The organism is Arthrobacter sp. LAR12-1-1.1 (assembly GCF_040676555.1).
Taxonomy (GTDB): Bacteria; Actinomycetota; Actinomycetes; order Actinomycetales; family Micrococcaceae; genus Arthrobacter.
This window is the reverse complement of sequence record NZ_JBEGIG010000012.1, coordinates 292286-304577: the sequence shown is the minus strand read 5'-3', so window position 1 is coordinate 304577 and position 12292 is coordinate 292286. Positions and strand designations below refer to the sequence as shown.

Here is a 12292-nt window from a genome sequence, read left to right as displayed (position 1 = left end):
TCAACCGCCAGCATATGCTGGTTTGGGCCGCTGTTCCATTGGTGACGCCGGGCAGTTTCCGCCCCGTCCGGCGCCCTGGCGCCGCAGGCGCCTGTTCACACGGTCGCCAGTTCACAGGGCCGTCAGTTCACGGTGCCGTCAGTTCACAGTGCCGTCACTCACGGTGCCGTCACCGGCCGCGGTCCGCTGCCACTCGCCGTCGTAGCCCGCCGGCTTGAAGCCCAGCGCGATGTTGATGCTGAGCATGTGATCGTTTTCGGCGGCGTTATAGGTCAGGACGCGCCGCACAGCCGGGTAAGCCTCCTGCAGCAGGCGCAGGTTGAGGATCTTGATAAGCATGCCGAGCCGGTGGCCGCGGTGGCCCGCCGCGACGAGGGTGTCGTCCTGGCTGGCCAACCATGGTTTGTCGGCTGTTGTCTGGAGGACGGTATAGGCGGCAAGTTCACCGGTGGCCAGGTGCCGTGCCGCGACCACCAGGGCGGACAGGCCGGCCCGACGCCAGGTGTCCTCGACGTGACGGACCCGGGCGACGTCCCAGATCTCCGGCTCATAGCTCAGGGCACCAGCGGGGGCATCGGTGCTCATGCGCGACATCAGCACCGCGAGCTGGGCGGCAAGGTCCTCCGGGCATGAATCGGTCCAGTGCAGCAGTTCGTACTCCCCCGCCTTGGCCAGGGCGTCCCGTTCCAGGCTGTCGAGGTCGGCAACGGGCGGGATGTCGAGCGAACTAAACCGTTCGACCTGCTCCAGCCGGTAGCCGGCCAGACCGGCGAAGCGGACGCCGCGCGCGCCGGCTGGCAGCGCTCCGGTTCCCGTGGCGGGCTTGATGAGAAACGGGGCGTCGACGTCGAAGCCGGCCGGGTGCTCAGTGAAGGTCTGCAGTATGGTCCGCCCGTCGGCGGCGGCCAGCGCCTCGGCGTGCTCCAGCAGGGCCCGGCCGATCCCTGCGCCGGTGAAGGAATCCAAGACGCTTACGTGCAGGAGCGCACTGCCCCGATTCTCCTGCAATTCGCAGCGGACCCAGGATCTGGCCGCCATGCGCCCGTCGACACGGACGAAGAAGAGCCGCGTGCGGGTGTAGGCAGTGTCCCGCCAGTACTGAAGGCGTGCCGCCGCGGACGAAGCCCGGTCAAGGTTGCCCCAGGTCTGCAACTCGAGTTCGTCGCAGAGTTCCATGAATTCCAGGAACTCCGCTGCGTCAGCATCAAGGCTGGCGGGCAGGGAGAGTTGCTCGATGAGGTACGACGGCGTAGTCACCGGCACAGCCTAACCGGCAAGTCCGGCGGCTCCAAGGCTTCGGGACTTTGGGGCTTTGGGGCGTCGGGACGCCGATGATGTACGGGCATCCGCTATTCAGGCGCCAAGAATGTCAGGCGCAGAGACGACGAAAAGGCCGTCCCGCGGTTGCGGGACGGCCTTTCGCTGGAAACCGGTGACGCCCGTGTTGCTGGCGACGCCGAGGATCCGTGGATCCGGTGTGGACTAGACCTCGGTCAGGACCTTGGTGACGTTGGGGTCAACCGAGATGCCCGGGCCAAACGTGGTGGCGACGGTGGCCTTCTGGATGTAGCGGCCCTTGGAAGCGGACGGCTTGAGGCGAAGGACCTCTTCCAGTGCTGCCGCGTAGTTCTCGGCCAGCTTGATGGCGTCGAACGAAACCTTGCCGATGATGAAGTGCAGGTTGGAGTGCTTGTCGACGCGGAAGTCGATCTTGCCGCCCTTGATGTCGTTGACAGCCTTCGCGACGTCAGCGGTCACGGTGCCGGTCTTCGGGTTCGGCATCAGGTTACGCGGACCCAGGACCTTACCGAGGCGGCCAACCTTGCCCATGAGGTCAGGGGTGGCAACGGCGGCGTCGAAGTCGGTCCAGCCGGCTGCGATCTTTTCGATCAGGTCATCGGAACCAACGAAGTCGGCGCCGGCTGCGATTGCAGCCTCAGCCTTGTCGCCCGTTGCGAAGACGAGGACGCGGGCGACCTTACCGGTGCCGTGGGGCAGGTTGACGGTGCCGCGGACCATCTGGTCAGCCTTGCGAGGGTCAACGCCCAGGCGGAAAGCGACCTCAACGGTGGCGTCGAACTTGGACGGGTTGGTGTCCTTGGCGAGCGTCACTGCCTCGAACGGCGCGTAGAACTTCTCCGCGTCGATCTTGGCCGCGGCTGCCTCATATGCTTTGCTGCGCTTTGCCATGCTGCTTATTTCTCCTTGTGCAGTTGTGGTCTGCGGACCGCGCTGGGCCCTGCCACAGTCGGGATTCCGAACGGTTTGTCCGTGCCGGGTTCCCAACATCTCAATGTTTAGGTGGTGCCGGTTGCCCGGCGGGGAAGGCTATTAGCCTTCGACGGTGATACCCATGGAGCGGGCGGTGCCGGCGATGATCTTCGCTGCGCCTTCGAGGCTCGTGGCGTTGAGGTCTTCCATCTTGGTGGTGGCGATCTCGTTGACCTGGGCCTGGGTCAGCTTGGCAACCTTGACGGTGTGCGGGGTAGCCGAACCCTTGGCGACGCCTGCAGCCTTTTTGATGAGCTCTGCAGCCGGCGGGGTCTTGGTGATGAACGTGAAGGAACGGTCTTCGTAGACCGTGATCTCCACGGGGATAACGTTGCCGCGCTGGGCTTCCGTCGCAGCGTTGTACGCCTTGCAGAATTCCATGATGTTGACACCGTGCTGGCCGAGCGCAGGACCGATCGGCGGGGCCGGGTTAGCGGCACCTGCCTGGATCTGCAGCTTGATGAGGCCGGTGACCTTCTTCTTGGGAGCCAATGTAGGTCCTTCTCTCAAATACGTCCTGGGGCACAGGAGCGTGCCTCAGGTTGGTGGCCGCCATGGCAAGGCGGCCTGCCGCTCCGTGGCTGCTAAGCGGGCAGCCCGGGGCGAATTCTTAGGGAAAAGCTAGATCTTGCTGACCTGGTTGAACGCCAGGGTGACCGGAGTCTCGCGTTCGAAGATGGACACCAGCACCACGAGGGTCTGGGAATCGATCTTGATCTCGGAGATCGTGGCGGGGAGGGTCTCGAACGGGCCCTCCTTGACGATGACCGACTCGCCAACCTCGAAGTCGACGTCGACCTGCGCTGCGGCGTGCTTGACCGGCTTGCCCTTCTCGGCCTGCTCTTCTTCGAAGACCGGCGCGAGCATGGAGAAGACCTCATCGAGGCGCAGCGGGACCGGGTTGTGGGCATTGCCCACGAAGCCGGTGACGCCGGGGGTGTGGCGGACGGCGCCCCAGGAAGCGTCCGTCAGGTCCATGCGGACCAGGACGTAACCGGGGATGCGGACGCGGTTGATGACCTTGCGCTGAGCGTTCTTGATCTCAACGACTTCCTCCATCGGAACCTGGATTTCGAAGATGTAATCTTCCATGTCCAGGGTCTGGATGCGGGTCTCAAGGTTGGCCTTGACGCGGTTCTCGTAGCCTGCGTAGGAGTGGATGACGTACCAGTCACCCTCCTGGCGGCGCAGCTTGGCCTTGAACTCGTCGGCGGGGTCGACGTCGGCCTTGGCGGCCGCCGCTGCCAGCGCGTCGGCTTCTTCAGCGTCGGCGTCTTCAGCGTCGGATTCTTCAGCGTCGGATTCTTCAGCGTCGGATTCTTCAGCGTCGGATTCTTCAGCGTCGGATTCTTCGGCGTCGACGGCTTCGGCAACTGCTGCCTCTGCGTCTTCTTCCAAGGCTACTTCTTCTGTGGCTTCGGCCTCGTCAGTGACGTCGGATTCGGGCGCAGCAGACACAGCCTCGGACTCTTCCGCGGCTTCCACCGCGGCGCCCTGGCTGTTATCCAGCTCAGTCTCAGTTACCTCGAGCTCCTGCTCAGACACTTGGTCTCCTGCTTCCTCATTGCCTAACATGCCTATTTAAATGACTCAATTCCGCACACCCCGCGGAATCTCCGGTTTCCCGGGGCATCCACGCAGTCTGCGGACCGGTCGCCTTAGTTGTCCGTGGGGCCGCTGCCGCCGAAGACCCAGCTGACCGCGGTCCCGAAGGCCAAGTCCAGCAGGGTGACGATCACCATCATGATGGACACGAACACCAGCACCACGAGCGTGTAATTGATCAGTTCTTTACGGGTCGGTGCGACGACCTTCTTCAGTTCGCCAATGACCTGGCGGATGAAGATCGCGATGCGAGCGAAGAAGCCGGGCTTGGCGGCATTCTTGGCGGGGCGGCCTTTGGAGCTGCTGGCAGCTGTTTCGGTCACCTGGTCCTCACTCATCCTCGCAATGATCGGATACCCGGCTCTGAACTGAACCATGGTTGCTGCGCTTGTTCCGGATGACCCGGAACAGCATGCGCAGGGCAGACAGGACTCGAACCTGCAACCTGCGGTTTTGGAGACCGCTGCGCTACCAATTGCGCCACTACCCTTCGGGGAGAAAATCCGCTCCGGCCGACGCAACCCCAGGCTTCCCTGAGGCGCAGGCCATCATCGTGTTTTCAACACCGGAGAACCAGTCTACGCAACAACTGCGCCTACGTCGAACCGGCCCTCTTCCGGACCCCTGCGTGCCTTCGCAAATCAACTGACAGCCGTCAGTCATATTCGCGTTCAGGCACCCCGGGGGATCCGCTGAACAGCATAGAGTAGATTTCGTCGAATCCCACATCCAGCCTTCCAGCTGCCAGCGAAGAACGGACCCGCCCATGTCTGCTGCCCGCATTTCCCAGCGCATTTCCGCCATAGCCGAATCCGCCACTCTGGCCGTCGATGCCAAGGCGAAGGCGCTGAAGGCAGCCGGCCGCCCGGTCATCGGCTTCGGTGCCGGGGAACCCGATTTCCCGACGCCCGGCTACATTGTGCAGGCCGCCATCGAGGCCGCCAGCCAGCCGAAGTACCACCGCTACTCCCCCGCCGGCGGGCTGCCCGAGCTGAAGCAGGCCATCGCGGACAAGACCTTCCGGGATTCCGGCTACAAGGCCGAGGCATCCCAGGTGCTGGTGACCAACGGCGGCAAACAGGCCGTCTACAACACCTTCGCCACCCTCCTGGACCCGGGCGACGAGGTCATTGTTCCCACCCCGTTCTGGACCACCTACCCCGAGGCCATCCGGCTGGGCGGCGGCGTGCCGGTGGAGGTCTTCGCGGGCCCGGAGCAGGGCTACCTGGTCACCGTGGACCAGCTGGAAGCGGCCCTCACGGAGCGCACCAAGATCCTCCTCTTCGTCTCCCCCTCGAACCCCACCGGTGCCGTGTACTCGCCCGAGCAGGTCAAGGAGATCGGCCAGTGGGCAGCGTCCAAGGGCCTGTGGGTTGTCACCGACGAGATCTACGAACACCTGACCTACGACGGCGTGCCGTTCACTTCTATCGCCACCGCAGTTCCCGAGCTCGGCGACAAGGTGGTCATCCTCAACGGCGTCGCCAAGACCTATGCCATGACCGGCTGGCGGGTGGGCTGGATGATCGGGCCGGCGGACGTCATCAAGGCCGCCACCAACCTGCAGTCCCACGCGACGTCGAACGTCTCCAACATCCCCCAGGTCGCCGCCCTCGCGGCCGTCTCCGGGCCGTTGACCGCCGTCGATGAGATGAAGGTGGCATTCGACCGCCGCCGCAAGGCAATCGTCGCGGGCCTGAACGCGATTGAGGGCGTTGACTGCCCGACGCCGAAGGGCGCCTTCTACGTGTACGCGGACGTCCGCGCGCTGCTGGGCAAGGAGTTCCCGTCAGCAAACGGACCGGTGCGGCCGGCCACCTCTGCCGAACTCGCGGCGCTGATCCTGGACGAGGTCGAGGTCGCTGTGGTTCCGGGCGAGGCGTTCGGCCCGTCCGGCTACCTGCGCCTGTCCTATGCGCTGGGCGACGACGACCTGGCCACGGGCGTCGCCCGCCTGCAGGACTTCCTCGGCAAGGCGAAGTAGCACCCCCAACCCCCGATGCGCTATCACTTAGGGTCCTTATTCCAGTGCGATAAGGACCCTAAGTGATAGCGCATCCTTGGCTAGAGGAGGCGGCGTTCGGCGGCCCAGCGGGTCAGCTCGTGGCGGCTGGAGAGCTGGAGCTTGCGCAGCACGGCCGAGACGTGGGTTTCAACGGTCTTGATCGAGATGAACAGTTCCTTCGCCACCTCCTTGTAGCTGTAGCCGCGGGCGATCAGGCGCATCACTTCGAGCTCCCGCGCCGATAGCTTGTCCAGCTCGTCGTCGGCGATGTCCGCGGGGGCCGTTCCGAACGCGTCCAGGACGAAGCCCGCCAGCCGCGGCGAGAAGACGGCGTCGCCGCCGGCCACGCGGCGGACGGCACCGCTGATCTCCGCGCCGGAAATTGTCTTCGTGACGTAGCCGCGCGCGCCCGCCCGGATCACGGACACGACATCTTCCGCCGCGTCGGAGACGCTCAGCGCCAGGAACCGTGTGGTGCCCAGCAGCGGCGCCGAGCCGGCCAGGACCTCGCGTCCGCCACCTCCCCGGCCGCCTGGGAGGTGGACGTCAAGCAGCACGACGTCAGGCAGCTGGGCCGCGATGACGGCGATTGCCTCCTCCACGGTTCCGGCCTCCCCCGCGACGACGATGTCCGCGTCCAGGTCCGCCTTCAACCCGGAACGGAAGATGGCGTGGTCGTCCACGATCACCACCCGAACCGGGGCAGGGTTTCCTGGTGTGTGGCTTCCTGGTGACTGGTTTCCTGGTGCTGGGCTGGTCACGGCTTGGCCTCTCCGTTGGCGTGGTTGGCGGCAGCCGCCGCAGTTCCGGCAGATGCGGCGGCGGGCAGCCGGAGCCGCACTTCGGTGCCGTCCGGGCTGCTGATGATGGCGGCGGTGCCGCCGTGGCGGTTCATCCGGCCGATGATCGATTCCCGGACACCGAGCCGGTCCGGGGGGACCGAATCCGGATCGAAGCCCGGGCCCCGGTCCTTGACGAAAACTTCTGCGGCGGCGTCCGTGACTTCCAGGTACACGGACACGGCACCGCCGCCGTGCCGGGCGGCGTTGAGCATGGCCTCGCGGGCTGCCTGGACGAGGGCCTCGTGGCGTTGGGTCATGACGCAGTCCCCCACGCTGACCACTTCGACCGCGTGGCCCAGTGCGTCCTCGACCTCTGCGGCGGCGGCCGTGATGCCTTCGGACAGCTGCCCGGATTCCTTGTCGGCGTCCCGGTACAGCCAGCCCCGAAGTTCGCGCTCCTGCGCGCGGGCCAGCCGGATGACGTCGTGCTCGTTGCCGGCGCGGCGCTGGATCAGGGCGAGGGTCTGCAGCACGGAGTCATGCAGGTGGGCTGCGATCTCGGCACGCTCGGTGGCGCGCACCCGCCCCGCTCGCTCCGTTTCCAGGTCGCGCCAGAACTTCAGCCCCCAAGGCAGCAGCACCAGGGCCACGCCGCCGAGCACGGCCACCGAGGCCAGGAGGGCCAGCCAGGTCTGTTCCCAGGACCCCGAGCCGGACACCATGACCAGGACGCCGGCCACGACGAGGGCGAGCCCGGCTGCGAGGCGCGCCCAGCCGCCGGCCTGGTCCGCTTTGGTCTTGTCCACCAGCCCCGCCCGGCGGGTCTCGTCCAGTTGCATCCAGGCGATCGCCGCACCGCCCAGGATCGCCGCAACCGGGATCAGCGTGCCGAGGGGCACGTCGACGCCGAGAAGCCGGGCGATCAGAATCCCGGCGGCCAGCAACAGGCCTGCGCCCAGCAGGATCTCCTTGCCGAAGGGCATGCCCGGCACCTTGGACCACCAGGACCCCGGGGCTGGGGTCCCGGACGCGCCAAGGGTTCCGGGGCCTCCCGGAACGCCGGGGGCTGCCGGGGTGCCGGGGACTCCAAGGATGTCCGGGGAGCTGACTGCCGGAGCGATGGGCGACGCCGGGCGGCGGGCGTTGCGCCGGGCGCTTTCATCCGCCGTGGGGACCATGATCCAGAGCCAGGCGTAAAAGGCCACTCCGGCGCCGCCCGCGAGCGCAGCCACCACCATGCCGATCCTGACCATGCGCACCGGCCAGCCCAGATGGTTGGCGAGGCCCGCGCAAACGCCGGCAATCACGCGATCGCTGCTGCGGACCAGCGGCGGGCGGGCGGGCACGGTTGTCATGCATCAATCCAAGCACGGATCGGGGTTCCCCGGACGCGTTTGGGGGCCCAACCGGGGGCCACTCAGGGGCCGTTCAGGGTATTCCCCAGTAGAGCCCGGCGCCTGGAACGGGAAGGATCGAAGTATGAACCCGCACACTCCGCACCCCGATGAAGGCCAGGCCTCCGCAGACCGGCCGGCCACGGATCGACCCTCCGCAGAATTTCCGGACACAGAACGTCCAGACCCTGAACTTCCGGACTCAAAAGCTCCGGACTCAGAACTTGACACCGAGCTTCCGGACACAGAACTTCCAGGCACAGGCCAGTCCGATGCCTCTCCGGCCGGCTCCGGGCCGGCAGGAGCGCCGCCGACGGAGCCGCTGCCGACGGAGCCGCCGCCGCTTTACGCGCCGGGCGACCCGAATGGACCGCTGCCCGGCCGACAGGGGCAAAATTTCTTCGACTGGATCCGCAGCCAGGGCATCTACCGCGGACGCGACCGCTGGATCGGTGGCGTGGCCAGTGGCATAGCGCACCGACTCGGCGTCGACCCCCTGATCATTCGCGGCGTCCTGATCGTCCTGACCGTTTTCGCCGGAATTGGCGTTCTCGCCTATGGCCTGGCCTGGGCACTGCTGCCCGAGCCTGACGGCCGCATTCACGTTCAGGAGGCCGCCGCAGGGCGGTGGACGGCCGGCATGACCGGCGCCCTCATCACCTCGGTTATCGGTTTCCCCAGCCTGGGCAACGGTGTCTGGGGCTGGGACCGGTTCGGCTTTGGCGCCTTCGTCTGGACCGTCTTCTGGGTGGGCGGCGCCATCTACCTCGTCTACTACCTGACCCAACGCAATAAGATCCGGAACGGAGCCACTCCCATGCCACCGCGTTACGAGTCCAGCAGCCCGGCCGGCGCCGCGGCATTCGCGGGTAGCTCCCGCACCGGTGACGGGCAGCAGTCCACCGAAAGCTTCCCGCAGAGCGGCGGGCCGGCCTATGGCCACCCCGACGACGGCTTCGGAACCGGCCCGGTCTGGGGTCCGCCCCCGCCGTCCGGCCCCATCCCGCCCGGCCCTGTTCCCCCCGGCGGCTATGGCCCGGGATCCGGGGCCACCCCGCCCCCTCCCGCTGCGCCCCGCAACCTTGGCCCTGGCACTCCGGCTGTCCTCGTCACCGTCGGCTCCGCCCTCCTGGTGGGCGGCGGCATCAAGGCCCTCGACGCCGCCAATGTGATCGATCTCGGCGACGCCGGCAACGCGCTGGTCTGGGCCTTCGGCGCGGCCATCCTGGGTCTCGGGATCCTGTTCGTAGGGTTGCGGGGCCGGACTTCCGGAATCCTGGGCTTCTTCGCGGTCGTCGCGCTGCTGATCGGCGCAATCTTCAGCGTGGTCCCGCATGGGGACCGGTTCCGCTTCCAGAACGCCGATTGGACGCCGACGAGCATTGAACAGGCCAATGGCGGCTTCGAGATCACCGGCGGCGCCGGAACCGTGGACCTGACCAAGCTGGCGCTGAATCCGCCCCTGGGCTCCGACGTCGTCGTTCCGATCGACGCGACGGCCAGCAACCTCACCGTCGTCATCCCCGCCACCGTCCCGGTCCAGGTCCAGGCGGACATGACCATGGGCAACATCCACGACGGCAACCAGGACCGCGGCGGCATCACGAAGCAGCAAAGCGACTACAACACCTCGATGCCAGGCGCCCGGCTGGTCCTGAAGATCTCCGGCACCGTCAGCAACGTGACCATTAAGGAAGGCAACTGACATGAGCAGCTATGACGACTCGCGGCCTGCCGCGGCCTGGCAGGACCCCGAGGCGGGTTCCCCCGCCCGGGTGGGCACAGTGGTCTGGGGGCTGACAGTGGTGGCATTGGCCGCGCTGATCATCATTTCCGGGCTCGGCATCGTGGCCCTCAACGGCACCTACGTCCTGATCGGCCTGATGATCGGGGCCGGGGCCGCCCTGATAGTGGGCGGACTGGTCTCGGCGCGCAGGCGTGACAATACGTCAACTACAGGGAAGTCTTGAACCATGGATAAATTCTTCGACACCATCCGTGGCTTCGGCCTGAAACGTGGTCCGCAGCGCTGGCTTGGCGGCGTCTGCGGCGGAATTGCCGCCAAACTGAATGTTGATGTGGCGTATGTCCGGATCGCCTACCTGCTCCTGAGCCTGCTCCCCGGGCCGGCGTTCGTGTTCTACGTCGTGGCGTGGCTGCTCCTCCCGGACCAGCGCAACGCAATCGTCCTCGAAAGCTTCCTCTCGAAGCGTTCCTCCCGGCCCTGACCTCGATCACAGAAGCCGGCCATCACAGGCCGTCCCGGCCGGGCGGCATTCGGCGCCCGGTAGTAGCGCCACACCACGAAAAGGGTGCCCCTGCCTTCACGGCGGGGGCACCCTTTTGTAACCGTTTGTGTCCTGCCCCACACGCGCCACTAGACTCTAGGTGAGCTCAGCGTGGCGCTCTGCCTGTACCCCTTCAAACCAGGATTTGAGCCGAGATATGAAAATTGGAATCCTCACCAGCGGCGGAGACTGCCCCGGCCTGAACGCCGTCATCCGTGGCGCCGTCCTCAAGGGAATCGCGGTCCACGGCCAGCAGTTCGTAGGATTCAGGGATGGCTGGCGCGGCGTTGTCGAGGGCGACATCGTGGAAATTCCCCGCACCATGGTCCGCGGCATCGCCAAGCAGGGCGGCACCATCCTCGGCACGTCCCGCACCAACCCGTTCGAGAACGGCGGCGGTCCCGAGGTCATCAAGGCCAACATGGACCGGCTCGGGATCGACGCCATCATCGCGATCGGCGGCGAAGGCACCCTGGCCGCCGCAAAGCGACTTACCGACGCCGGCCTCAAGATCGTGGGCGTGCCCAAGACGGTCGACAACGATCTAGACGCCACGGACTACACCTTCGGCTTCGACACCGCCGTGGAAATCGCCACCGAGGCAATCGACCGGCTGCGCACCACTGGAGAGTCCCACCACCGCTGCATGATTGCGGAGGTCATGGGACGGCACGTGGGTTGGATCGCCTTGCACGCGGGCATGGCCTCGGGCGCCCACGCCATCCTGATCCCCGAGCAGAAGGCCTCCATGGATCAGATCGCCGAGTGGGTGGTCTCCGCCCACGACCGTGGCCGCGCCCCGCTGCTTGTCGTCGCCGAGGGGTTTGTGCCCGAAGGCCAGGAGTCCCCGCATTCGGAGCGCGGCCTCGATACGTTTGGCCGCCCGCGCCTCGGCGGCATCGCCGAAATGCTGGCGCCCGAGTTGGAGGCACGCACCGGCATCGAGACCCGCGCCACGGTCCTTGGCCACATCCAGCGCGGCGGCGTCCCGACTGCGTTTGACCGTGTCCTGGCCACCCGCCTGGGCATGGCGGCCATCGATTCGGTGGTGGAGAAGCGCTGGGGCACGATGGTCTCGCTGCACGGCACGGACATTGTGCACGTCGGTTTCGACGCCGCGCTCGGCAACCTCAAATCCGTACCGCAGAGCCGCTATGACGAGGCCGCTGTACTCTTCGGCTAAGCGGCCTCTTCGGCTAAGCGGCCCGTGGGCCGCGCGGTGGGTAGGGTTGATTCATGACTCTTGAGCCCGGTTCCGCTGAAATAGTCCAGCTTGCCTGGGCGCGCCGCTTGGGGTTCGACGACGGCGCCTTCGCGGCCGCCGCCGGCGTGCGGCTCACCCGGGCGGACGAGACTGCCCGGGCGGTGCAGTTCGTCCGCCTGTTCGGCAACTCCGCCCTGGTGGGCCCGCAATGGGCGCTGGACGCCGCCGTCGGGCTCTCCGACGAGGAACTGGCCCAGCACGTGACACTGCTGACCATCACCCGCGGGCACGGTGGCCACGGCCTGGGCGCAGCCGCACTCTTCTTCGCCGACGACCTCCCCCTGCAGCAGCCTTCCGAGGAGCTGACCGTCTCGCATGGGAACCCGGAAGCGATCGAGCTGGAAACGTTCTGCCCGCCCGATGACGTCAACGAGGTGGGCCTCGCCGGCCTGGCACACCGCTTCACTGTCCTGCATCTGGAAGACGGCCGCCGGACCCCCGTGGCCTGCGGGGCCTACGCCGAATGGGAAGGGCTCCTGGCCCATCTTGGCGTGCTGGTTGCGCCCGAATGGCGGCGCCGCGGCCTGGGCAAGCTGGCCGCATCGATAGCCGCCCACGAGGCCCTCGCCGCCGGGCTGACGCTGCAGTGGCGTTCAGAGGTCAGCAACAAGGGTTCGCTGGCCCTGGCCCGGAGCCTGGGCTTCTCCGCGGGCGGCATCCAGACCAGCGTGCTGCTGGGCTGA

Annotated in this window: 13 protein-coding genes and 1 tRNA gene; 6 read left to right on the top strand and 8 right to left on the bottom strand. The window is 66.8% G+C overall.

Annotated elements, in window-relative coordinates; all coding sequences use genetic code 11:
• Positions 1–138: 138 nt before the first annotated feature.
• The 6 genes from MRBLAR12_RS09485 to MRBLAR12_RS09460 form a co-directional block, all read right to left on the bottom strand.
• A complete protein-coding gene (locus tag MRBLAR12_RS09485; RefSeq protein ID WP_364745497.1) occupies positions 139–1257 on the bottom strand; it encodes a GNAT family N-acetyltransferase in 1119 nt (372 codons plus the stop codon).
• A 225-nt stretch (positions 1258–1482) separates the two neighbouring features.
• Positions 1483–2190, bottom strand: a complete 708-nt coding sequence (rplA, locus tag MRBLAR12_RS09480) for a 50S ribosomal protein L1 (protein ID WP_091251962.1) — start codon at positions 2188–2190, stop codon at positions 1483–1485.
• A 141-nt stretch (positions 2191–2331) separates the two neighbouring features.
• Complete coding sequence (gene rplK, locus MRBLAR12_RS09475; protein WP_018773647.1) at positions 2332–2763, bottom strand: 50S ribosomal protein L11; 432 nt, start codon at positions 2761–2763, stop codon at positions 2332–2334.
• Positions 2764–2892: 129 nt separating this feature from the next.
• Positions 2893–3816, bottom strand: a complete 924-nt coding sequence (gene nusG / locus MRBLAR12_RS09470; protein ID WP_414645480.1) for a transcription termination/antitermination protein NusG — start codon at positions 3814–3816, stop codon at positions 2893–2895.
• A 113-nt stretch (positions 3817–3929) separates the two neighbouring features.
• Positions 3930–4214: a preprotein translocase subunit SecE gene (gene secE, locus MRBLAR12_RS09465; RefSeq protein WP_229996004.1), complete on the bottom strand. Its 285-nt coding sequence runs from the start codon at positions 4212–4214 to the stop codon at positions 3930–3932.
• A gap of 79 nt (positions 4215–4293) precedes the next feature.
• Positions 4294–4366, bottom strand: a tRNA-Trp gene (locus tag MRBLAR12_RS09460).
• Positions 4367–4642: 276 nt separating this feature from the next.
• Here MRBLAR12_RS09460 and MRBLAR12_RS09455 point away from each other — a divergent pair.
• Entirely contained in the window at positions 4643–5860 is a 1218-nt protein-coding gene (locus MRBLAR12_RS09455) for a pyridoxal phosphate-dependent aminotransferase (protein ID WP_364745491.1), read from the top strand.
• An 80-nt stretch (positions 5861–5940) separates the two neighbouring features.
• Here the strand turns inward: MRBLAR12_RS09455 and MRBLAR12_RS09450 are convergent, their stop codons facing one another.
• Both MRBLAR12_RS09450 and MRBLAR12_RS09445 read right to left on the bottom strand, forming a co-directional pair.
• A complete protein-coding gene (locus MRBLAR12_RS09450; RefSeq protein WP_229996008.1) occupies positions 5941–6573 on the bottom strand; it encodes a LuxR C-terminal-related transcriptional regulator in 633 nt (210 codons plus the stop codon).
• A 65-nt stretch (positions 6574–6638) separates the two neighbouring features.
• Positions 6639–8018: an ATP-binding protein gene (locus tag MRBLAR12_RS09445; RefSeq protein ID WP_229996006.1), complete on the bottom strand. Its 1380-nt coding sequence runs from the start codon at positions 8016–8018 to the stop codon at positions 6639–6641.
• Positions 8019–8142: 124 nt separating this feature from the next.
• On the opposite strand from MRBLAR12_RS09445, the gene MRBLAR12_RS09440 reads away from it, so the two are divergent.
• From MRBLAR12_RS09440 to MRBLAR12_RS09420, 5 genes are all read left to right on the top strand, one after another.
• Complete coding sequence (locus MRBLAR12_RS09440; RefSeq protein ID WP_364745487.1) at positions 8143–9762, top strand: PspC domain-containing protein; 1620 nt, start codon at positions 8143–8145, stop codon at positions 9760–9762.
• Position 9763: 1 nt separating this feature from the next.
• A complete protein-coding gene (locus MRBLAR12_RS09435) occupies positions 9764–10027 on the top strand; it encodes a hypothetical protein (protein WP_229995656.1) in 264 nt (87 codons plus the stop codon).
• A 3-nt stretch (positions 10028–10030) separates the two neighbouring features.
• Positions 10031–10285, top strand: a complete 255-nt coding sequence (locus MRBLAR12_RS09430; RefSeq protein ID WP_364745484.1) for a PspC domain-containing protein — start codon at positions 10031–10033, stop codon at positions 10283–10285.
• 217 nt (positions 10286–10502) lie between these two features.
• Positions 10503–11528 carry a 6-phosphofructokinase gene (locus tag MRBLAR12_RS09425; RefSeq protein ID WP_229995658.1) on the top strand — a complete coding sequence of 342 codons (1026 nt, stop codon included), beginning with the start codon at positions 10503–10505 and terminating at the stop codon, positions 11526–11528.
• A gap of 53 nt (positions 11529–11581) precedes the next feature.
• Positions 11582–12292 carry a GNAT family N-acetyltransferase gene (locus MRBLAR12_RS09420; RefSeq protein WP_229995659.1) on the top strand — a complete coding sequence of 237 codons (711 nt, stop codon included), beginning with the start codon at positions 11582–11584 and terminating at the stop codon, positions 12290–12292.